A 21,295-nucleotide genomic window follows, 5' to 3' on the forward strand; every position below is an offset into this window, starting at 1 on the left:
TGGATCAATTTATCCGGGTGGGCCGTGTATCGTCTGATCACTAAAAAAAGAAACCCGGTCGATCAGGGGATCAACCGGGTCTTGGCGGATTGTGCTGGTGGCACGAAGGGCGGACCTGTTCTGACTGTGAAATCCGTGGGGGCGGAAGCAAAGCAGGTCCGACTGGTGTTAAAGCAGCCGGAAAGACTGCCGGTATTCTTCCTCGGCATCGGCGCGCGTCAGTCCGATATCAAGAAGTTGTGCGTCAGACAGCGACATAAGGGTTCTGCGTTGACGGCGGATTTCGACAAACCGGGAGTACCGGTCTGAGAGGCTGTTGAGGGCTGCGGTCAGATGCGATGGACGCAGCATGGTTGCAACGATTGAAAGCGTATTTTGCGCGTTCTGGTGAGACTCCCGTGACGCAGGAGCAGGGCAAGCCGTGTAAGCCATGATCTTCTCCATGAGTTAATATTGCTAATGCAATGTTTGCTGTGAAAACCATATTGCTGATATATTTGGTTGATGACAAACGACGATTTCTGATCAATCGGATTAGCTCAACTAATTCATGAATTCGGAGAAGCCAGATGCGACTTCCGCCATTGCAGTCCCTGCGTGCCTTTGATGCCGCTGCCCGCCATCTCAGCTTTACCAAAGCGGCCGAGGAGCTGTTTGTGACACAGGGTGCGATCAGCCAGCAGGTGCGCCAGCTTGAAGACTATCTTGGTTTCAAACTGTTTCACCGTTTGCCGCGTCAGATCTATCTGACTGAGGAAGGGGCACAGCTGGCCCATGCCACAACAGCCGGCTTTTCTCGAATTTCTGATGAAATCGAACGTTTGATGCTGGTCGAGGAAACCGGCGTGGTTACCGTCAGTGTTCTTCAAAGTTTTGCCGTGAAATGGCTGGTGCCCAGACTGGGATATTTCCGTGAAGCCTATCCCGACATCGATGTGCGTATTCATGCCGATGACCGGATGGTTGATTTGCGCACCGAGGGCATTGATCTTGCCGTGCGGTTTGGGAATGGCAAATATCCGAACCTGCATTGTGAAATGCTGATGCGCGATGAATCGTTTCCGGTATGCAGCCCGGCCTATCTTGCAAGCAATCCCGGCCTGAAAACCCCCAAGGACATTGCGGGCCATCAACTGCTTCATGACGCAACGGCGGTGCTTGACCATCCCCATGCCGCAGACTGGGAATTCTGGCTTGATGGAGTTGGCGTCAGCGGCGTGGATGTCAGTCGCGGCCTTCGATTTAATTCGGGAGACATGGTTATTCAGGCCGCACTGATGGGGCAGGGGATCGGCATGGCGCGGACAAGTCTTGCCGCCCTTGATCTTAAGGCCGGAAATCTTGTTCGGCCCTTTCCGCAAACAGTGGCGTCAAACGGGGCCTATTATCTGGTTTATCCGGAAGAACATCTGCGGCGGCCGCGTGTGCAGGCCTTTGTCAACTGGCTTAAGCAGGAAGTCGCAGCAACCCTGCGCGAGATTGACGATGACGGGGCCATGGCCCCGGTCTGAACGCCGAAAAGGGCGCGATCAAATCAAACCAAGATCTCGCAATTCGTCGGCCATGTCGTCGGGCAGGGTTTCGGTGCCGCCCCCCTGCTTGTCATCGGGCGGGCATTTGTCGGCGGTCAGATAGCGCCATCCCTGAAATGCGCGATGCGGATAGGGGCGGGTTTCAATCAGCTCGGGATCAAGCACGATGCGGCAATATTTCGTGCCTTCCTCATTGACGAACTCTTCCAGGTCGATGACGCGCTGACGGCATCGTATAGCCCCTTTGAAAACCCAATAGATCGATCCGCCATCAAGAATTTCGTCGCGGCGTTTCGGTGTCATCCGCGTGGTGTGATAAACCCGGCCATAAGCAGACTGGAACCATGTTTGCCATTCGCGCAAACCTTCGGGTGTTTCTGTTCCGACGCTGAGCTTGATGATGTGAAGGGGCATTTTTCAGGCTTCTTTTGAGGTCGTTTCATCGCGGGGCAATATTCTGTGTCCTGACCTAGAACCAGTACGATCAGGGGTCAAGGGTGGATTAATTAAACACATAAAATTGTGTAATTAAGTATATTTAACAAAAAAAACTTGACCATTTGAGGTTAATCAGACAAATTCTTGTGCAGAAAAGGTCCCGCCATAGGACCAAACCCGAGAGATATACAGGCTGAGAGAACCGAATGTCCCTGCAAGTTGTCACGGCAAACCGTCTGGGTGACGGGTTGGTGGTGTTCCTGACCGCTGATGGTGGTTGGAGCGAGAACATCAACGATGCCCGCGTTGCCGACGGAAAAGATGCCGCCGAGGCGATCCTTGCCCAGGCAAGCGCCCCTGAGCTCGACGTCGTGATCGTCGGGCCGTATCTGATTGATGTCGAACAGCAGGACGGTGGACTGGTTCCGACAAAATACCGCGAAGTTCTGCGCACCAAAGGCCCAAGTGTCCGTGAAGACCTTGGCTATCAGGCGGTATAAGGAGAGACCCCATGTATCGTTACGACGATTTTGACCGCCAGCTTGTTCAGGAACGCACCGAGCAGTTCCGTGAACAGGTAAAACGCCGTCTGGCCGGTGACATCACCGAAGAACAGTTCCGCCCGCTGCGTCTTATGAACGGTGTGTATCTTCAGCTGCACGCCTATATGCTGCGCGTGGCCATTCCCTATGGCACCCTGCGCGCCGATCAGCTGCGTGAGCTTGGTTCGATTGCGCGTAAATATGACAAGGGCTATGGCCATTTCACCACGCGCCAGAACATCCAGTACAACTGGCCGAAGCTCGATGAAATCCCGGATGCGCTGCTTGATCTTGCCAATGTCGAGATGCATGCGATCCAGACGTCGGGCAACTGCATTCGTAACACCACGACAGACCAGTATGCCGGTGCGGCAGCTGACGAGATCGAAGATCCGCGTCCCTATTGCGAACTGATCCGTCAGTGGTCGACCTTCCATCCGGAATTCACCTATCTGCCGCGTAAGTTCAAAATCGCTGTCACCGGTTCGCCCAATGACCGTGCAGCGGTGAAGGTGCACGATATCGGCCTTCGCATGCATCAGAACGAGGCTGGCGAGACCGGCTTTGAAGTGATCGTTGGTGGTGGCCTGGGCCGTACGCCATTTGTTGGCAAGACCATCCGTGACTTCATCGGCAAGAACGACCTGTTCTCGTATCTCGAAGCCATCCTGCGCGTTTATAACCGTTTTGGCCGTCGCGATAACAAGTACAAGGCACGGATCAAGATCCTCGTTCACGAGGAAGGCATCGATAAAATCCGCGATCTGGTCGAAGAGGAATGGGCACAGATCAGGGACGGATCGCTTCGTGTCAGTGACGAGGAAATTGCACATTACATCGCGCAGTTCACTCCGCCTGCCTTCGAAACCCTGTCTGATGATGACGCCGATTTTGAAGTTCACAAGGCTGCAAACCGTCGCTTCTTTAACTGGGTGCGTTCGAATGTGATCGAACACAAACAGCCGGGCTATGCGATTGCCAACGTATCGCTGAAACCGATTGGCGGTATTCCGGGTGACGCGACTGATAGCCAGATGGAACTGGTTGCCGATCTTTCGGAAAAATACAGCTTTGGCGATGTCCGCGTGACCCATGAACAGAACCTTGTTCTGCCGCATGTGAAGAAAGCCGATCTGTTTGCGCTTTGGACTGCACTTGATGCGGCGGGGCTTGGTACGGCAAACCTCGGTTACGTGACCGATATCATTTCCTGCCCGGGGCTTGATTACTGCGCCTTGGCAACCGCGCGGTCTATCCCGCTGTCACAGCGTATTTCCGAGCGTTTCGGCGATCTGGATCGTCAGCACGATATCGGCGAACTCAAGATCAAGATTTCTGGCTGCATCAATGCCTGTGGGCATCACCATGTGGGTCATATCGGTATTCTTGGCCTCGATAAACGCGGTAAGGAATTCTATCAGATCACTCTTGGCGGCGATGCCAGCGAAAATGCCGAGATCGGCAAGATCGCCGGTGCCGGTTTCTCCGAAGCCGAAGTCGTTGATGCCATCGAAAGTCTGGTGACCAAATATATTGATATCCGCGAAAGCGGCGAACGTTTCATCGACACCTATCGTCGTGTCGGCATGGACCCGTTCAAGGAGGTGCTTTATGGCGATCGTTAAGAATGACAGCGTGATCGAACAGGAATGGGTCACGGTTGATGCCGAGGGCGATCTGCCATCCAGCGATGAAAACCTGATTGTACCGATGGCACGTTTCATGGAAGAGCGTGACCACCTTTTGGGGCGCAATGGTGGTTTGGGCGTGCAGCTTAATCCCGGTGATACGCCCGAAGATCTGGCAGATGACCTTGATCGCCTCTCGATCATCACGGTGAACTTCCCCGCCTACACGGATGGACGCGGCTATTCATATGGTCGTGTGTTACGAGAACGGATGGGCTTTACAGGGGAGCTTCGTGCGATTGGCGACGTGCTTCGTGACCAAATTCTTTATATGCATCGCTGCGGCTTCGATTCCTATGACCTCAAGGTCGATGGGGAAACAGCCCTGACCAAGGTGCGCGCTGCCCTGAAGGAAATGTCTGTCTATTACCAGCCGACTGGCGATGGTCGCGTGACAGCACAGTCGCTGCGCGAACGTCGTCGTGTCGCATTGGATCAGAAAGCTTCCTGACCACTTGATCCCAGTAATCACGTCAAGGGCACCAAGGTTGGTGCCCTTTTTCATTGGCGGAGCTGCAATCTTTGGTTGTTGTGTTGTTTGATGGATGGCTCTTTGGTGTAATTCAGAGTTTGAGGTTGTGATATCGGTCACACATTTTGTGACGAGGCCTATGGTGCTGCTTATATTCAACTTATCGAAGTTTATTCTGATAACGTTGCTTGTCGGGGGCTTTTCATGATCGGGGCATTCAATAATCTTAAAATATCGACCAAGGTTTTCGGTGGCTTTGGCATGGTATTGCTTTTGCTTGCCGGTATCGCTTTGCTTGGTGTTTTGTCTATTGCCAGCGTCAGCGACGATTTCGTCCGTTATCGTCAGGTTGCCTTGCAATCAAATCAGGCAGGACGTGTACAAGCTAATCTTCTGGAGGCACGGGTTTCAGTCAAAGATTATCTGCTAACGGGCAGTTCGGCTTCCGCCGATAAGGTGAAGGAACGTCTTGCATCGACGCTGGCACTTAATGAAGAGCTCTTTGCTCACTTATCGGAGCCGGAGCGCAAGGCAGTCGTCGAGGACGCGGAAAAGAATCTCAAAATATATGCAGAGACCTTTGACAGGATCCTGTCCATGCCTGCTGACGATCCGAACCGTATTGATCTTGTAAACGGCACGCTGGATCGGGTTGGACCAATTATTGCTGCTGACCTTGAGAACCTGAAGCTTTCGGTGAAGGCCGAGCAGGATGAACTGGGGCCACATGCGACGAAGGCGGCCCTTCAGTCAGAACTGCTGACAACAATATTGTCAGTGATTGCTGTTGCTCTGGGGTGCTTTGCTGCCTGGTTGATCGGAGCTGGAATATCAAAGCCAATCCGCCTGATCACGGCGACCATGAATGACCTGGCCGGTGGGGATAAGCAAGCTGACATTCCCTGTCAGGATCGTGGAGATGAAATCGGCGAGATGTCCAGGGCCGTGCTGGTTTTCAAGGAAAACATGATCAAGGCCGATGAACTTGCGGCTCAGGAAGTTGAAGCGGCGCGTAAGCGCGAAGAACGTGCGCGCAAAATCAGCGAACTGACATCCGGGTTCGATGCCGATATCTCAGAGGTTCTTAAAACACTGGCATCGGCTGCTACTGAAATGCAGGCAACGGCAACCGGTATGAGCAGCACGGCGGAACAAACCAGCCGACAGTCGGGTATCGTTGCCGCCGCTGCAGAACAGGCATCGACCAATGTGCAGACGGTTGCCAGTGCGACCGAACAACTTAGTGCCTCCATTGCCGAGATCAATCAACAGGTTAGCCAATCGACCGCGGTGGCGGGGCGTGCGGTTGATGACGCTGAAAAAACCAATGCACAGGTCCGTGGACTGGCAGAGGCTGCGCAGAAAATTGGCGATGTTGTCGGATTGATCAGTGACATTGCCGAACAGACAAACCTGCTGGCGCTGAATGCGACGATTGAAGCCGCCCGTGCGGGTGATGCTGGCAAGGGCTTTGCGGTTGTTGCCGCCGAGGTCAAAAACCTTGCCACGGCAACATCACGTGCGACCGAGGATATAACTGCGCAGATCACCGGCATTCAGAATGAAACAGAGGGTGCGGTAACAGCCATCGCAGCGATTTCGACCACCATCGCCGAAATTAGCGAAATTTCATCTGCCATCGCCAGTGCAGTTGAGGAACAGGGGGCTGCAACCCTTGAAATCACCCGCAATGTTCAGGAAGCATCGGTGGGTACATCAGATGTCACGACAAACATCGTCAGTGTGAACGAAGCCGCCGGATCCACCGGTGTGGCTGCCGAACAGGTCCTGGGTGCGGCGGGGGAACTGTCAAAGGAATCCGAAATCCTGCGCACCAAGGTCGAACAATTCCTGAATTCGGTTCGCGCGGCCTGATCAGGATTGCTGATCAATTTGAATTGGATCGTCAGGGGGCTAGTGTCATTAAAAGGCACGGCCCCTTGGCGGTTTCATATTCGCGTCCGGCAACAAAGCCGATGGCCTCATAACAGCGAATGGCGCGTTCATTTTCCGGGTCCGGGTCAATGCCGATCATCGGCGCGCCGCGTTCAAACAGCATCCTTGTCAGCGTTTTTAAAAACATCTGACCATGCCCACATCCCATCATATCGGGCACCCCGATAAAGGCATCAAGACAACGGGTGTTTTCGGGCAGGGGATCGAAATGGGCTTGTGGCCATTGATGGGCGTCGTAATGCTGCACAAAGGCAAATGGCCGATTGCGGTATGACACAATCAGGGTCGCCATTTCAGGCAGTTCGACATCTTCGGAAATCAGTTCAATCTGCTCGGCCGGGTCGCCCCACCAGCGGACAACTTCCGGGACGTGTAACCAGCGGCCAATCATTGGCAGATCATTTGGGGTGGCCCGTCGGAAGCTGTAATTTGACGGGCCCATCAATTATTCCCCGGCAGTGGATCGTTTCGCCGCAAAGGCCAGATTAACCTTCGAAGCACTTGATCTTCCTATCTGATCACAAATCCAGCTTCCTGTCTCGGCCAGCTTTTCAAGATCGATGCCGGTGTCGATGCCAAGGCCGTTCAACATATAGACGACGTCCTCGGTTGCGACATTGCCACTCGCCCCCTTGGCATAGGGGCAGCCGCCAAGACCGGCAACCGAACTGTCAATGGTGGCAACACCCATCTGAAGCACGGCCAGCAAATTGGAGAGTGCCTGGCCATAGGTATCATGGAAGTGCGCAGCGAGTTTTTCGACCGGAACATGCTTGGCAACGGCGTCAATCATCGCCTGTGCCTTGGTCGGTGTGCCGGTTCCAATGGTGTCGCCCAGACTGATTTCATAGCAACCCATGTCATAAAGGGCCTTTGAAACCTCGGCGACCTTTGCAGGCGCAATTTCGCCTTCATAGGGGCAACCCAAAACACAGGATGCATAACCACGCACGGCAAGACCCGCTTCGCGTGCGGCATCGGTTACCGGACGAAAACGATCAAGGCTTTCGGCAATCGAACAGTTGATGTTCTTTTGCGAGAAGCTTTCTGATGCCGCACCAAATACCGCAACCTCGGTCGCGCCGCTGGCTATGGCGGCATCAAGCCCCTTAAGGTTTGGGGTCAGAACCGGATAGGTCACACCGGCCTTGCGGGTGATCTGTGCCATGACATCGGGTGCATCGGCCATTTGCGGGACCCATTTCGGGCTGACAAAGGCGGTGGCCTCGATCACGGACAAACCGGCATTATTAAGCCGGTTGATCAGTTCAACCTTGGTTGCCGTCGCGACCATGGTCTTTTCGTTCTGAAGCCCATCGCGTGGGCCGACTTCAACGATTTTGACCCGGCTGGGAAGATCGGAAATCGCGGCCATTATTCGGCCTCCTCGATCGCGATCAGTTCAGCGCCATCGTCAACCTGATCACCCACGGCAAAGAACACTTCCCTGACCGTGCCCGAAACAGGGGCGGAAATGGTGTGTTCCATCTTCATGGCTTCCATAACGACAAGCTTGTCCCCGGCGGTCACGGTTTGGCCTGTCGCGGCCATCACGGCGATGATTTTACCGGGCATCGGGGCGGTCAGGCCGCCACCGGCACCTTCATTGCCACCGGCTGCTGCCAGCGGATCAAAGATGTCGAGACGATCAAGACGACCGGTCCGGAATATTGTCATACGATTGCCATCGCGCAGGACGGTTGCCCGCTTGCGGACATTATCGAGCTTGGCAACAATCGCACCGTTTTCGTCATGTTCGGCAGATGCGATGACAGCGTTTCCGTCAGGCATGTCGATGACATAACCCTGGTCGCGGTAATGAACCTTGACCGCAATATCCGATCCTTCATGGCGCAGGATCAGATCATGGTGGTTATCGTCATTCAGACGGAAACCGGCAGTGCTGTTCCAGGGGGAATAGGGATCGTTGCTTTGCGCAGCGTGACGGGCGGCCTCGGCATCGCGGGTCAGCAGGATATCAAGGGCGGCAAATGCCAGTGCCTCGTTATCCGGGGTTGCCGGGGCCGGGATCAGGTCATCCTGATAATGCGGGATAAAGCCGGTTTCGACTTCACCGCGCTCAAAGGCCGGATGGCGGGCAATGTTGCCAAGGAAACCGGTATTGGTGGTGACACCAACGATCTGCACATCATCAAGGGCGGATGCCATACGACGCAGGGCCGATTTGCGATCCACATCCCAGGTGATCAGCTTGGCGATCATCGGGTCATAATGGATTGATACCTCGCCGCCTTCATAGACGCCGGTATCAACGCGAACATGTTCGGTTTCGCGCGGCATGCGCATATGAACAAGCTTGCCGGTGGCGGGCAGGAAATCATTCTGCGGATCTTCGGCATAAATGCGGACTTCAAAGGAATGCCCGTTGATCGACAGTTCTTCCTGTGCCTTGGGCAGTTTTTCACCGTCAGCCACACGCAACTGCCATTCCACAAGATCCTCGCCGGTGATTTTTTCGGTCACCGGATGTTCGACCTGAAGACGGGTATTCATTTCCATGAAATAGAAACTGCCCGACGCATCCAGAAGGAACTCAACCGTGCCAGCGCCTTGATAGCCAATGGCCTTCGCTGCATCGACGGCGGCCTGACCCATCTGGGCGCGCAATTCTTCGGTCATTCCGGGGGCAGGGGCTTCTTCGATCACCTTTTGATGGCGACGCTGAAGCGAACAGTCACGTTCAAAAAGATAGACCGCGTTGCCATGACTGTCGGCAAAGACCTGAATTTCGACATGGCGAGGTTTGACGATCAGCTTTTCAATCAGGCAATGGTCATCACCAAAGCTGCTGGCAGCTTCACGTTTGCAGCTGATCAGGGCATCCTTGAAATCAGACGCCTTTTCAACAGCACGCATGCCTTTGCCACCACCACCGGCCGATGCCTTGATCAGAACCGGATAGCCGATTTTATCGGCCTCTGCGGCCAAAAGGTCAGGGTCCTGATCTTCACCGTGATAACCGGGGACCAGTGGCACACCGGCCTTGCCCATGATTTTCTTGGCTTCGGATTTTGACCCCATGGCGCGAATGGCACTGGCTGGCGGACCAACAAAAACGCAGCCTGCCTTTTCAAGCGCATCAGCGAAACCGGCATTTTCCGAAAGAAAACCATAACCGGGATGAACCGCATCAGCCCCGGATTGCGCAATGACTTCAAGCAGACGGTCGGTGCGCAGATAGCTGTCCTTGGGGGCCGGAGCACCGATGTGATAGGCCTCGTCCGCATGTTTGACATGGAGCGCATCGGTATCCGCATCGGAATAAACAGCAACAGTCGCAATGCCCATGCGACGGGCTGTCTTGATCACGCGGCATGCAATTTCACCGCGGTTGGCGATCAATAGTTTACGGGGCATTATTTCTTGCTCCAGTTCGCGGGACGTTTTTCCAGAAAGGCACCAACGCCTTCGCGGCCTTCATCGCTTGCACGCTGATCGGCAATGCGGTGCGCGGTATCGTCAATGACGGCGTCCGAAATCGGTTTGTTGGCAACCGCATAGATCAGGTCTTTGGCGGCATGCATGGCAGCCGGACCGTTGGCCAGCAGAATATTTGCCATGTCATCGCCGCGTGCAGCCAATTCATCGCCGGAAACGATTTCGTGAACCAGTCCGATCTGTTTGGCGGTTTCGGCGTTAAACCGTTCGGCGGTCAGGAAATAACGGCGTGCCTGATTAACCCCGATGGCTTCGACCACATAGGGCGAAATGACAGCCGGGATCAGGCCAAGCTTGACTTCAGACAGGCAGAAACTTGCACGATCCGATGCAATCACGATGTCACAGCACGCAGCCAACCCAACCCCGCCGCCAAAGGCAGCCCCGTTGACCAGTGCGATGGTCGGTTTTGATGCGAAGTTCAAAACCTTCATCAGTTTTGCAAGGGCGCGTGAATCAGCAAGGTTTTCAGCATGGCTGTAACCGGCCATGCGTTTCATCCAGTTCAGATCGGCCCCGGCAGAGAAGCTTTTGCCTGCTCCGGTCAGGATGATCGCGCGTACCAGCGGATCGGCATCAAGGGTTTCGATCTTTGCTGTCAGGTCGGCAATCAGAACATCGTCAAAGGCGTTATGAATGTCAGGACGGTTGAGCGTGATGGTGGCAACGCCGTTTTCCGCAATTTCGCAGATGGCGGCATCAGAAATGTTATTGGTGTTTACATTGGTCATGACGGCCTCACATTCTGAACACGCCAAACCGGGTTTCTTCGACCGGTTTGTTCAGTGCTGCCGACAGGCCAAGGCCAAGAACCATGCGGGTATCAGCCGGATCAATCACGCCATCATCCCACAAGCGGGCAGAGGCGTAATAGGGATGGCCTTGTTCTTCATACTGATCGCGGATCGGGGCCTTGAATGCTTCCTGTTCGGCCTGGGGCCAGGTTTCCCCGCGTTTCTCGGCGGCATCGGCACGAATTTGGGTCAGAACATTTGCGGCCTGTTCGCCGCCCATCACAGAGATTCGGGCATTTGGCCACATCCACAGGAAGCGCGGGCTATAGGCACGACCACACATACCATAGTTGCCAGCACCAAATGATCCGCCGATCAGAACGGTGAATTTTGGCACATTGGCGGTGGCAACAGCGGTGACAAGCTTTGCGCCATCCTTGGCAATTCCGCCGCTTTCATATTTGCGGCCAATCATGAAGCCGGTAATATTTTGCAGAAACACCAGGGGAATGCCGCGCTGGGCGCAAAGTTCGATGAAATGCGCACCCTTAAGCGCGCTTTCGGAAAACAGGATGCCATTATTGGCAATGATCCCGACCGGATAGCCAAAGATACGGGCAAAACCGGTGACAAGGGTGGTGCCATATTGGGCCTTGAATTCATCAAAGTCCGAGCCATCAACGATGCGGGCAATGATTTCGCGCACGTCATAGGGTTTCTTGGTGTCGGTTGGTACCACGCCATAAATCTCGCGCGGGTCATAGGAGGGCGCACGGGGCTCGGTCAAAGTCAGGCCGGGGTTCTTGGTCCAGTTCAGGTTCTTGACGATATCGCGCGCAATCGAAAGCGCGTGATTGTCATCCTGTGCGTAATGATCGGTGACACCGGACGTTTTGCAATGCACATCCGCACCACCAAGGTCTTCGGCCGAAACAACTTCACCGGTTGCAGCCTTTACCAGCGGCGGACCACCCAGGAAGATGGTGCCCTGCTTGCGCACGATGATGCTTTCATCCGACATGGCCGGGACATAGGCACCGCCCGCGGTACAAGACCCCATAACAACCGCGATCTGCGGGATGCCCTTCGACGACATGGTTGCCTGATTAAAGAAGATGCGCCCGAAATGATCGCGATCAGGAAATACGTCATCCTGACGCGGCAGGTTGGCACCGCCACTATCAACCAGATAGATGCAGGGCAGATTGTTCTCAAGCGCGATTTCCTGAGCGCGAAGATGCTTTTTAACCGTCATCGGGTAGTAGGAACCACCCTTGACCGTCGCATCATTGGCAACAATCACGCATTCGATGCCGGAAACCCGCCCAATGCCGGTGATAATGCCAGCTGCCGGGACTTCCTCATCCCCATACATGCCATATGCTGCAAGCTGGGAGAGTTCGAGAAACGGCGATCCGATATCAAGAAGCTGGCGAATACGTTCGCGTGGCAGCAGCTTGCCGCGGCTTGTGTGACGCTCGCGGGCGCGTTCGCCGCCGCCCAGCTTTACCGTCGCGATCTGTTCACGAAGATCAGCAACCAGTTTTTCCATGTGTTCGGCATTGTTGCGGAATTCTTCGGAACGGGAATTCACCGCAGATTTCAGTACCGTCATTGTCCGTCTGCACCGTTTGTTATGGGCAATCGGTCGCCCGAGTGAGTGGTGTTTATGGCTGTTGTTATGGGTGAAGTTTACGTAAACGTCAATATTAAATCGGTATTTCAGTACCGGATTTGTATATATGAGGCGTGATCACGATTTATGCGCAGTATTCTGCGGTTTTATATGCTCTCTGGCGCTACCTGTTCCGTGCGAAAGCGTATCTGTTCGCATCAATATTCAGCCGGTTTTTGTCAAATCCGGCATCTGGAAAGGTCAATATGCAAAGATCACGGCTGGTTAGCCAGGCAGGCTGTTTGCTGTGCTTCGGCGCAGTGAAATCCACTGTTCGAGTTGATCAAGGCGATCATTCCCGAAAAACGGTTCGTCCTCGTAAAAGAAGAAGGGGGATCCGAATGCGCCAAGGGCAATGGCCTCGTCGGTGACCTCGCGGGTGCGGTCTTTCCAGCGTTGCGACTCAACGGCCAGACGCATTTCACCGGGATTGATCGAATGACGTGTGGCCGCTGCAAAAACGTTTTCCGGGTTTGCCATATCAAGCCCGTCGGCAAAATAGCCGCGATAGATGTCCTTGGCAAAGCGCCGGGCAAGGGCCGGGGACCGCGACTCAAGCCAGTAGAATGCTCGTGTTGGAACAAGTGCCGAATAGGGGAAGTTGTCGGGGATATTGAAGGGAGTACCTTGCAGGCGCGCACATCGTTCCATGTCGTGGCGGAAATATTTGCCACGAATCGGCTGGCTAAGCAGCGGGCTTTGTCCTGTCTGTTTGAAGGCAGCACCAATCATGAAGGGACGCCAGATGACCGTAACCCCGACACGCGATTCGAATTCTTCCATTCGCTCGGCAGCGAGATAACCGTAGGGTGAAGAAAAATCGAAATAGAAACTGACTTCTGACATTTTCCTGCGCCTACCTTGTTTGGTTTCTTTTGGGCAATAGCCGATCCTAACAGGTTTTCATCCTGTTTGAATTTCACGGATTGTGCGCATTAAGCTATTGCAAAGCAACCAAAAAACAGTCGATCAGGGGATCGTGATGCCCGGACGGACTTTTACTTCTTCCATGACGACATATGTATGAGTCTGGCTCACACCCTGCACAGATGACAGGCGTTCAAGAAACTCGCGATAGGCATACATGTCTTCAACTCGCAGTTTGGCGAGGTAATCGAAGCCGCCAGCAACCATATGACATTCTTCGATTTCCGGCAGCTTGCGAATGGCGGCGGCAAATACGTCAAAAACGTCCGGGGTGGTGCGATCCAGGGTGATTTCGACAAAGACGACCAGAGACTGGTTAAGCTTGCGCGGATCAAGGGTCGCCATATAGCCGGTAATAAAGCCGTGCTGTTCGAGGCGACGTACACGTTCAAGGCAGGGCGTCGGGCTGAGATTGACCCGGCGCGACAGCTCCACATTGGACATGCGTCCGTCGTTCTGGAGTTCCCGCAGGATCTGCTTGTCGATCTTGTCGAGGTTCTTTTGGTTCTTCTGCATAATAATAAACTAACCAGTGTTTGTGACTGCTTAAAGTCGAATTGTTTGGATGATATATCGTATTTTACCGAAAATTGGCAGCACATTTTTTGGGTGAAATAATAATGTCTGTCGTCATAGAGGTGCCATCAGGCTCTGAAAACAGCACTTTGTCCTGTGACGGAGCCCGTGAAAGTCAATACTGCAGGGAGAGGTCGAACTAGATGTTCCGCACTGAATTGCCCCAACCGAATGCCATCCGTAGCCAGATCCGTGATGCCTATCGTGCCGACGAAGAAGCCGCGGTCGAGCGCCTTATCGAAAAGGCGCGTCTGAGCCCCGAACAGACTGCACGTGTGCAGGCCAAGGCCTATCAGCTGGTTGCCAATGTCCGTAAGGCCGATAACGGCAAAAGCGGCATTGATGCGCTGCTGCACGAATACGAGCTTTCAAGCAAGGAAGGCGTCATTCTGATGTGTCTGGCCGAGGCGCTGCTGCGCGTGCCCGATGCGGTGACGGCTGACAAGCTTATTCAGGACAAGCTGTTCGACGCAAACTGGCAGAGCCATCTGGGACATTCAGACAGCTTCTTTGTGAATGCCTCGACCTGGGGGCTGATGCTGACCGGTAAGGTCATCAAGTTTGGCAAGGCGGAAAAGGCCGATCCGGGCCGTTTGCTGAAACGCATGATTGCGCGGTCGGGCGAGCCGGTCATTCGCAAGGCATTCAACCATGCCATGCGCATCATGGGGCGCCAGTTCGTTATGGGCCGCACCATTGACGAGGCCGCCGTTCGTGCCAAGGCGAACGAGGAAAAGGGCTATCGCTATTCCTACGACATGCTGGGCGAAGCAGCCCGCACGATGGAAGACGCAGATCGGTATTACAAGGCCTATGAAGATGCAATCAACGATATTGGCCGTGTCGCCAATGGTCGTGGTCCGATCAACAGCCCGGGGATCTCGGTCAAGCTGTCGGCGATCCATCCGCGTTATGATTTCGCCAATTATGACCGCGTCATGAATGAACTGACGCCGCGTCTGAAACAGCTCGCACTGCTTGCCAAGAAATATGACATCGGTTTCACCGTCGATGCCGAGGAAGCCAACCGTCTTGACCTGTCACTTGATGTGATTGGTGCGGTCTTTGCCGACCCTGAACTTGATGGCTGGGAAGGTTATGGTCTGGCGGTTCAGGCCTATCAGAAACGTGCATATTATGTGCTGGAATGGCTGGCAGACCTGTCGACCAAGGTCGGTCGCAAAATGATGGTGCGCCTTGTGAAGGGGGCCTATTGGGATACCGAAGTCAAATTCAGTCAGGAAAACGGTTTTGAAGGCTATCCGTGCTTCACGCGCAAGGCATCAACCGACGTTTCCTATCTGGCATGCGCCAAACTGATGCTGTCACGTCGCGATGCATTCTATTGCCAGTTCGCAAGCCACAATGCGCATACGGTTGCCTCCATCCTTGAAATGGCGGGCAATGACCGTACCTTTGAATTCCAGCGTTTGCACGGTATGGGCGAGGCCCTTTATGAGCAGATCGTCGACAAGGCTGGCGAAAATGTTCCGTGTCGCGTTTATGCACCCGTCGGCACACATGAAGACCTTCTGGCTTATCTGGTGCGTCGTCTTCTCGAAAACGGTGCGAATACCAGCTTCGTGAACCGTATTCAGGACGAACAGCTGCCGATCGAGGAAATGATCGCCGATCCGATTGAAAAGATGGCGGCACTTCCGCGTAAGGGCCACCCAAAGATCCCGGCACCGGTCGATCTTTATGGTGCAGGGCGCGTCAATTCGCGCGGTATTGACCTGACCGATACCAATATGTTGCTGCCGCTTAATGCCAAGCTTGCCGAAATTCAGGGCAAGACCTGGAACGCGGCCCCGCTGATCGACGGCAAACTGGTTTCCGGAACCCCGGTTGATGTCGTGAATCCGGCAAAACTGGCTGAGAAGGTCGGTAATCTGGTGCAGGCCACCAGTGATGACGTGGAAGCAGCAGTTGTTGCCGCTGTCAAAGGCTATGGCATCTGGAACAAAACACCGGCTACTGATCGTGCTGCAGCTCTGCGTCGTTTGGGCGATCTGCTTGAAGCGAATATGGACGAGTTCATCGCGCTGTGTCAGCGCGAAGCAGGCAAACTTTATTCCGATGGTGTTGCCGAAGTTCGCGAGGCCGTTGATTTCTGCCGTTACTATGCAAACCGTGCCGAGGAAACCTTCCGCGAGGGAACAGCACTTGAAGGCCGTGGTGTGATTGTCTGTATCAGCCCGTGGAACTTCCCGCTTGCGATCTTCCTTGGTCAGGTGACTGCCGCGCTGGCAGCAGGCAATGCTGTCATTGCCAAGCCGGCAGAGCAGACTTCGCTGGTTGCGGCCCGTGCCGCAGAACTGATCCTTGAAGCCGGTGTGCCCGGTGCTGCGTTCAATCTGGTTCCCGGACCGGGTCGGGTGATTGGTAATCAGCTGATCAATGATCCGCGGATTGCCGGTGTGGCCTTTACCGGTTCGACCGAGACCGCACAGGTCATCAATCAGGCGCTTGCGAAGCGTCCGGGTGTGCCCTTGCCGTTGATTGCGGAGACCGGTGGGCAGAATGCCATGATCGTTGACTCGACCGCGCTTCCCGAGCAGGTCGTTCAGGATGCGATCATTTCCGGCTTCCAGTCCGCTGGTCAGCGTTGCTCGGCCCTGCGTGTCCTGTTTGTTCAGGAAGATATCGCAGACAAGCTGTGCCACATGCTGGTCGGTGCGATGAAGGAACTGCGCGTTGGTGATCCGAAATTCCTTGATATCGATGTTGGGCCGGTCATTGACGAAAAATCGCGCAAGACGCTTGAAGCACATGCAGAGCGGATGAAGAAAGAAGCCAAGCTGCTTCATGCCTGTGACGTTCTGCCGGAATGCAAGGACGGTACTTTCTTTGCCCCGCATTGCTTTGAGATTCCGTCGATTGACGTTCTTGAACGCGAAGTGTTTGGTCCGGTCGTGCATGTGGTTCGCTACAAGGCCCGTGATCTCGACAAGATTCTTGATCAGATCAATGCATCTGGCTACGGCCTGACGATGGGGATTCATTCGCGTATCGACGGCACGGTTCGCCAGATTTCGCAGAAGCTGCGTGTCGGCAACTGCTATGTGAACCGTAACATGATCGGAGCCGTTGTCGGTGTTCAGCCGTTCGGTGGTCAGGGCAAGTCGGGTACCGGTCCGAAAGCCGGTGGGCCGCACTATGTCGAACGCTTTGCCAAGCCGATTGCTGTTGCAAATGGTGCGGCTCATGATGCCGTGCTTGAGGATCGTGCGCCGATCATCGTCAAGGATGTGATACCGACCGCCGAATATGCCGCGATGCTGTCTGCGCAGGAAGAGTGGCAGGCGGTTGATGGCAATGAACGCGTCCGCATTCTTGAAACGCTTGCGGCAAAGCTCAATGGGTCTGGCAAGGATGAACTGGTGGCAGGTGCAAACCATGTGGCCAGCTTTGCAGCCCTGTCGGAAAACGGATTTGTTGCCCCCAAACGGATGCCCGGGCCGACTGGTGAAACCAACGATCTTTATTGTCTGGGACGGGGTGTCTATCTGGTGCAGGTCGATAAGGATGCCGAGCCGACCCGTGTGATCCGTCATCTTGGTGCGGCATTGGCAGCAGGGAACTCTGTGATCCTTGCCGGTGATCTGAAATGGTTTGCTGACATTCCCGCGCTGGCGAACGAAGCCGGACTTCCGGCCAGGCTGGTGAAGGTTGTTGGTGCCAATACCGGTCTGGGCGCGATGTATGATGGCGATATTGCCGGTGTGTCCTGTATCGCGCCGCTTGATCGCGTCACATCGTTCAAACAGCTGCTTGCCAAGCGTGATGGCGCGATCCTGTCGCTGATTTCCGATAGCGGGGCTGAGGATGACGGTGCGCTTCCTGATGAAGCGTTCCTGCATCGCTTTGCCACCGAGAAAACCATCACCATCAACACCACGGCCGCAGGGGGTAACGCATCCCTGATGTCGATGGAGGAGAATTGAGTTCGAAGGAGCACGGCGTGTCCGGAAAGCCGGACGATGAGCCCCCGAGATGGCAATATCCAGACCTTGGACCGGAAAGAAATTTCCGGTCCATTTTTCTTTCATTCACTTTCTTTTATGTAAGATGCGTCGCTGCGCATTTGCGTCGGGCTTTTTTTTGTCAAAATTCACTGTAATAGATAAAGACAGGAACCGATCAGGATTTTGCGCGTTTGATCAGAAACACTGATGAAGCAGCGATAATTGCCGGTCGCCAAATATTTTGAACCATGCCAGACGGGCATGAAAAGGAGAACATTGATGATCAAGGTTAACCGAGGCTTGCGCAGTGTGTTCAAGACGCTTTCCATCTGTGCAGTTTTGGCAGCACCTCTTGCCGCATGCGGGCCGCTTCAAATGCCGCTTGAAGACCGCACAGGCAATGATCAGTGGCTTGATACGCAGATCAAGTCAGGCATCCTTGGCGAGTTTTCCAAAGTGGATCATACCTATTTGCTCGATGTGAATGTCGACATCTGGAAACAGAATGTCATGGTCACCGGTCTGGTTGATTCCAAAGGTAAATATTATGACGTCATGTCGCTGGTCAGACAGGATAACCGGATCAAGACCGTTTATGATCACCTTGTGATTGCCGATCAGGAAACCATTGACGCCTATCACCGGGCCGAAGACGAATATGGCAAGAATGCCGTGCCGGCGGATTCGGCGACCCAATCTGTTTCCGATGTCTGGATCGAAAGTCAGATCAAGGCATTGTTATTGGCCGAAAAAGGCGTGAGTTCGGTCAACTATCGTTGGCAGTCTGTTCAGAACATTGTCTACATCATGGGCGAAGCACAGACCGATGAGGAGCTCAATAAAGTGCTATCCATCGTGCGTCGTATCAAAGGTGTGGCAAAGGTTGTAAGTCACATAAGTCTTGCCTGATCTTCTTGTAAGTAAACAGCTTTCCCAAAATTCCCTGCAGAAATCCAAACCTGCAGGGGATTTTTTTTGATCTGGTGTTTGCAAAAGTGTTTGAAAACTATTCGCATTTATCCTACATCTGTGTGCACGTAATTAATAACTGATTGCAATCGCACCTATGTATGTCTGCATTTGTAATGCGTTAAGGGAAAAAGACGTTCGTCGTGCCGCCGAGGAAGGTGGTGCCACGCGTCCGGCGGAAGTATTCCGTTTCCATGGCTGTGCACCTCAATGCGGCAAATGTGCCTGTCACATGCGCGCCGAATTGCTTCAGTCGAAAACCTGCGGCAATTGCGATTGTGAAGATGCAGCGGCTGTGACCGCAAATGTTGCGCCAATCGCGGCAGAATAACCGTCTCTCTGATCTGACGGCATACAATCGGTTAAATGAAAAAGGCGAAGCCATGTGGGCCTCGCCTTTTTGTTTTTGTGGATTTTGTGGCCGTCAGGCTGCCTTGCGAACCAGGCCGAACCGTTCCTCGGCAAGGCGGTCGGCGACAAAGCCGGTCGACAGGTTTTGCTGTTTGGCGCGATCAAAGATTTCGCGCACGGTGCCAGCGATGCCTTCGATATGCTTGTTGGTCTCGGCAACCGGTTTGCCTTCGCGGCAATAATGAACCTCGACGACGCCACCGGCATTGATGACGTAGTCTGGCGCATAGAGAACACCTGCTTCGCGCAGCATGTCGCCATGCCGGTCGTGTTCAAGCTGGTTATTGGCCGCACCGGCAATAATGCCAGCACGGAGCTTTTCGATACTTCTGTCGTTGATCACCCCGCCAAGCGCACATGGGGCGAGAATGTCGGCATCGACTGACAGGATTTCATCCACAGACACCGCAGTTGCGCCAAACTCGTTCACAGCGGTCATCACGCTGTTCTTGTTGAGATCAGCGACAATAAGCTTGGCACCTGCCGCAAACAGCATCCGGCACAGATGATAGCCAACATGTCCCAGTCCCTGAACGGCAACGCGAAGGTCCTTAAGGTCGTCGGTGCCGTATTTGAAACGAGCAGCTTCCTTCAGGCCTATAAATACCCCATAGGCGGTGAAGGGGGACGGGTCACCTGTTCGGGCCGGGTCCGAGCCATCATTGATCCCGCCAACATGTTTGGTCTGGCTTGCAATCTGTTCCATGTCTTCGGGGCTGGTGCCGACATCTTCGGCGACGATGTAGCGGCCGCCAACCTGTTCGACAGCGCGGCCCATGGCGCGGAACAGTTCAGGAGTCTTCTGACTGCGCGGATCACCGATGATCACGGATTTCCCGCCGCCAAGCGGAAGATTGGCAAGAGCTGACTTGTAGGTCATGCCGCGCGACAGACGAAGCACATCATGAATGGCTTCCTGTTCGCTGGCATAGGGCCACATGCGGCACCCGCCAAGCGACGGACCAAGATTGGTATTGTGGACGGCGATGATGGTTTTCAGACCAGTGGCTTCGTCACTGGCAAACACGACCTGTTCATGGCCATCAAATGCGGTATCGGAAAAGACGTTCATCCTCTTGCAGCCTCCTGGCAGCATCATTGTTCTGATGCAGGCTGATGCCTGCTTATCCTTTTATGTTTGATGCATTGCTCGTCCGATCAATTTCAAATTCATCACATGCTTAAAAAAGAACGTTTCGGTTGGGGTGGGGGCGATAGTGTGGAATTTTATGATCACTGCAGAAAAGCTTTGTAATATTATTGCGCGACCTGTGCGCTGCAGCATAATCGCAAATGATCAAAATGCTGCAAAACCCTGGGCAGGATGATTCTTAATGCGTCTGTCGAGGATCGATAAAAGCAGCAACTTGGTATTGTGTGGCATTTAAAACAGAAGATTTATTTCACAGAATAGCGATCCGGGCGTGATTTGTGCTGACCGGCGTTTGCCGGTGATGCAGCTATGACAAATTCGCACTTGAAACCGGAGCAATTAATCTAGAAATACAAATTAACCGGACAATTTACGGCTCGTTAAGGCGCGAAACGTAAGCTGGAGGTTGGGTGTCTTGTGGTTGAGATTCCCGGTTCAGGACACGACGGCGTCTGGGCGGCGCCGCCGGACAAAAAGTAAGGAGATCGGCGGAAATGTCTGCATTCACAGACCATCGCCAGACCGTTTTCGAAGTTGAACTGCACAACCAAGCCGTTCGCGAATGTGTCAAAGAAAATCGTTCCCACGAGATTTTTGACGATCGCTGGGCAGATGTGCAGACCCATGAAGTCGCCGCAAGTGACGAGCATAAGGCCCTTGCCATGATCGAAAACACTTATCCGTCATCTGACGGGTTTGTTGTCGATCACGTCAAACGCCTTGGCTAGGGGAACAGGAATTCTGGTTTATTGATCTGATCAAAGACCAAAACGAACGGGGCGGGAAATTTTCCCG

At 54.0% G+C, this 21,295-nt stretch carries 19 protein-coding genes; 9 read left to right on the top strand and 10 right to left on the bottom strand.

What is annotated here, in order from left to right; all coding sequences use genetic code 11:
• Window positions 1–168: 168 nt before the first annotated feature.
• Window positions 169–432: a DUF1127 domain-containing protein gene (locus WA318_RS15760; protein WP_181850256.1), complete on the bottom strand. Its 264-nt coding sequence runs from the start codon at window positions 430–432 to the stop codon at window positions 169–171.
• Between the two features lie 137 nt (window positions 433–569).
• Here WA318_RS15760 and WA318_RS15765 point away from each other — a divergent pair, with 137 nt between their 5' ends.
• Entirely contained in the window at window positions 570–1,511 is a 942-nt protein-coding gene (locus tag WA318_RS15765) for a transcriptional regulator GcvA (protein ID WP_114098345.1), read from the top strand.
• Between the two features lie 18 nt (window positions 1,512–1,529).
• Here WA318_RS15765 and WA318_RS15770 read toward each other — a convergent pair whose 3' ends face one another.
• A complete protein-coding gene (locus WA318_RS15770) occupies window positions 1,530–1,946 on the bottom strand; it encodes a DUF1489 family protein (protein WP_114098344.1) in 417 nt (138 codons plus the stop codon).
• Window positions 1,947–2,176: 230 nt separating this feature from the next.
• Here WA318_RS15770 and WA318_RS15775 point away from each other — a divergent pair, with 230 nt between their 5' ends.
• The 4 genes from WA318_RS15775 to WA318_RS15790 all read left to right on the top strand — a co-directional run bounded on the left by WA318_RS15775 (window position 2,177) and on the right by WA318_RS15790 (window position 6,547).
• Window positions 2,177–2,470, top strand: coding sequence for a DUF2849 domain-containing protein (locus tag WA318_RS15775; protein WP_336082634.1), 294 nt, complete (start codon window positions 2,177–2,179; stop codon window positions 2,468–2,470).
• Window positions 2,471–2,481: 11 nt separating this feature from the next.
• A complete protein-coding gene (locus tag WA318_RS15780; protein ID WP_114098342.1) occupies window positions 2,482–4,137 on the top strand; it encodes a nitrite/sulfite reductase in 1,656 nt (551 codons plus the stop codon).
• Complete coding sequence (locus tag WA318_RS15785) at window positions 4,124–4,651, top strand: DUF934 domain-containing protein (protein WP_336082638.1); 528 nt, start codon at window positions 4,124–4,126, stop codon at window positions 4,649–4,651. Before WA318_RS15780 ends, WA318_RS15785 begins: the two co-directional genes overlap by 14 nt.
• 225 nt (window positions 4,652–4,876) lie before the next feature.
• Window positions 4,877–6,547: a methyl-accepting chemotaxis protein gene (locus WA318_RS15790; protein WP_336082641.1), complete on the top strand. Its 1,671-nt coding sequence runs from the start codon at window positions 4,877–4,879 to the stop codon at window positions 6,545–6,547.
• A gap of 31 nt (window positions 6,548–6,578) precedes the next feature.
• Here the strand turns inward: WA318_RS15790 and WA318_RS15795 are convergent, their stop codons facing one another.
• From WA318_RS15795 to WA318_RS15825, 7 genes are all read right to left on the bottom strand, one after another.
• The gene (locus WA318_RS15795) at window positions 6,579–7,070 is read right to left on the bottom strand and encodes a GNAT family N-acetyltransferase (RefSeq protein ID WP_114098340.1); all 492 of its coding nucleotides are present in this window, start codon (window positions 7,068–7,070) and stop codon (window positions 6,579–6,581) included.
• A gap of 3 nt (window positions 7,071–7,073) precedes the next feature.
• Entirely contained in the window at window positions 7,074–8,003 is a 930-nt protein-coding gene (locus WA318_RS15800) for a hydroxymethylglutaryl-CoA lyase (protein ID WP_336082644.1), read from the bottom strand.
• Complete coding sequence (locus WA318_RS15805; RefSeq protein ID WP_336082646.1) at window positions 8,003–10,006, bottom strand: acetyl/propionyl/methylcrotonyl-CoA carboxylase subunit alpha; 2,004 nt, start codon at window positions 10,004–10,006, stop codon at window positions 8,003–8,005. The genes WA318_RS15800 and WA318_RS15805 overlap by 1 nt, the downstream gene beginning before the upstream one ends.
• On the bottom strand, window positions 10,006–10,818 hold the full coding sequence (locus tag WA318_RS15810; RefSeq protein ID WP_336082648.1) for an enoyl-CoA hydratase/isomerase family protein: 813 nt from the start codon (window positions 10,816–10,818) through the stop codon (window positions 10,006–10,008). The genes WA318_RS15805 and WA318_RS15810 overlap by 1 nt, the downstream gene beginning before the upstream one ends.
• Window positions 10,819–10,825: 7 nt before the next feature.
• Entirely contained in the window at window positions 10,826–12,436 is a 1,611-nt protein-coding gene (locus WA318_RS15815) for a carboxyl transferase domain-containing protein (protein ID WP_336082650.1), read from the bottom strand.
• A gap of 285 nt (window positions 12,437–12,721) precedes the next feature.
• A complete protein-coding gene (locus WA318_RS15820; protein ID WP_114098335.1) occupies window positions 12,722–13,342 on the bottom strand; it encodes a 2-hydroxychromene-2-carboxylate isomerase in 621 nt (206 codons plus the stop codon).
• A 123-nt stretch (window positions 13,343–13,465) separates the two neighbouring features.
• A complete protein-coding gene (locus tag WA318_RS15825) occupies window positions 13,466–13,939 on the bottom strand; it encodes an Lrp/AsnC ligand binding domain-containing protein (RefSeq protein WP_336082653.1) in 474 nt (157 codons plus the stop codon).
• Between the two features lie 203 nt (window positions 13,940–14,142).
• Here WA318_RS15825 and putA point away from each other — a divergent pair, with 203 nt between their 5' ends.
• The 3 genes from putA (at window position 14,143) to WA318_RS15840 (ending at window position 19,267) form a co-directional block, all read left to right on the top strand.
• A complete protein-coding gene (gene putA / locus WA318_RS15830) occupies window positions 14,143–17,946 on the top strand; it encodes a bifunctional proline dehydrogenase/L-glutamate gamma-semialdehyde dehydrogenase PutA (RefSeq protein ID WP_336082655.1) in 3,804 nt (1,267 codons plus the stop codon).
• Between the two features lie 300 nt (window positions 17,947–18,246).
• Complete coding sequence (locus WA318_RS15835) at window positions 18,247–18,876, top strand: BON domain-containing protein (protein ID WP_114098333.1); 630 nt, start codon at window positions 18,247–18,249, stop codon at window positions 18,874–18,876.
• Window positions 18,877–19,033: 157 nt separating this feature from the next.
• Window positions 19,034–19,267, top strand: a complete 234-nt coding sequence (locus tag WA318_RS15840; protein WP_114098332.1) for a (2Fe-2S)-binding protein — start codon at window positions 19,034–19,036, stop codon at window positions 19,265–19,267.
• A 93-nt stretch (window positions 19,268–19,360) separates the two neighbouring features.
• Here WA318_RS15840 and WA318_RS15845 read toward each other — a convergent pair whose 3' ends face one another.
• Window positions 19,361–20,419, bottom strand: a complete 1,059-nt coding sequence (locus WA318_RS15845) for a Glu/Leu/Phe/Val dehydrogenase dimerization domain-containing protein (RefSeq protein WP_336082659.1) — start codon at window positions 20,417–20,419, stop codon at window positions 19,361–19,363.
• Between the two features lie 575 nt (window positions 20,420–20,994).
• Here WA318_RS15845 and WA318_RS15850 point away from each other — a divergent pair.
• A complete protein-coding gene (locus tag WA318_RS15850) occupies window positions 20,995–21,228 on the top strand; it encodes a hypothetical protein (protein ID WP_114098330.1) in 234 nt (77 codons plus the stop codon).
• Window positions 21,229–21,295 lie beyond the last annotated feature (67 nt).

Origin of the sequence: Thalassospira sp. CH_XMU1448-2 (assembly GCF_037027285.1) — a bacterium.
Lineage (GTDB): Bacteria > Pseudomonadota > Alphaproteobacteria > Rhodospirillales > Thalassospiraceae > Thalassospira > Thalassospira profundimaris_C.

Bases quoted from the DNA above. Each gene is read 5' to 3' on its own strand.
- WA318_RS15760 (WP_181850256.1), bottom strand. From the start codon at position 432: ATGGCTTACACGGCTTGCCCTGCTCCTGCGTCACGGGAGTCTCACCAG.
- WA318_RS15765 (WP_114098345.1), top strand. From the start codon at position 570: ATGCGACTTCCGCCATTGCAGTCCCTGCGTGCCTTTGATGCCGCTGCC.
- WA318_RS15770 (WP_114098344.1), bottom strand. From the start codon at position 1,946: ATGCCCCTTCACATCATCAAGCTCAGCGTCGGAACAGAAACACCCGAA.
- WA318_RS15775 (WP_336082634.1), top strand. From the start codon at position 2,177: ATGTCCCTGCAAGTTGTCACGGCAAACCGTCTGGGTGACGGGTTGGTG.
- WA318_RS15780 (WP_114098342.1), top strand. From the start codon at position 2,482: ATGTATCGTTACGACGATTTTGACCGCCAGCTTGTTCAGGAACGCACC.
- WA318_RS15785 (WP_336082638.1), top strand. From the start codon at position 4,124: ATGGCGATCGTTAAGAATGACAGCGTGATCGAACAGGAATGGGTCACG.
- WA318_RS15790 (WP_336082641.1), top strand. From the start codon at position 4,877: ATGATCGGGGCATTCAATAATCTTAAAATATCGACCAAGGTTTTCGGT.
- WA318_RS15795 (WP_114098340.1), bottom strand. From the start codon at position 7,070: ATGGGCCCGTCAAATTACAGCTTCCGACGGGCCACCCCAAATGATCTG.
- WA318_RS15800 (WP_336082644.1), bottom strand. From the start codon at position 8,003: ATGGCCGCGATTTCCGATCTTCCCAGCCGGGTCAAAATCGTTGAAGTC.
- WA318_RS15805 (WP_336082646.1), bottom strand. From the start codon at position 10,006: ATGCCCCGTAAACTATTGATCGCCAACCGCGGTGAAATTGCATGCCGC.
- WA318_RS15810 (WP_336082648.1), bottom strand. From the start codon at position 10,818: ATGACCAATGTAAACACCAATAACATTTCTGATGCCGCCATCTGCGAA.
- WA318_RS15815 (WP_336082650.1), bottom strand. From the start codon at position 12,436: ATGACGGTACTGAAATCTGCGGTGAATTCCCGTTCCGAAGAATTCCGC.
- WA318_RS15820 (WP_114098335.1), bottom strand. From the start codon at position 13,342: ATGTCAGAAGTCAGTTTCTATTTCGATTTTTCTTCACCCTACGGTTAT.
- WA318_RS15825 (WP_336082653.1), bottom strand. From the start codon at position 13,939: ATGCAGAAGAACCAAAAGAACCTCGACAAGATCGACAAGCAGATCCTG.
- putA (WP_336082655.1), top strand. From the start codon at position 14,143: ATGTTCCGCACTGAATTGCCCCAACCGAATGCCATCCGTAGCCAGATC.
- WA318_RS15835 (WP_114098333.1), top strand. From the start codon at position 18,247: ATGATCAAGGTTAACCGAGGCTTGCGCAGTGTGTTCAAGACGCTTTCC.
- WA318_RS15840 (WP_114098332.1), top strand. From the start codon at position 19,034: ATGTATGTCTGCATTTGTAATGCGTTAAGGGAAAAAGACGTTCGTCGT.
- WA318_RS15845 (WP_336082659.1), bottom strand. From the start codon at position 20,419: ATGAACGTCTTTTCCGATACCGCATTTGATGGCCATGAACAGGTCGTG.
- WA318_RS15850 (WP_114098330.1), top strand. From the start codon at position 20,995: ATGTCTGCATTCACAGACCATCGCCAGACCGTTTTCGAAGTTGAACTG.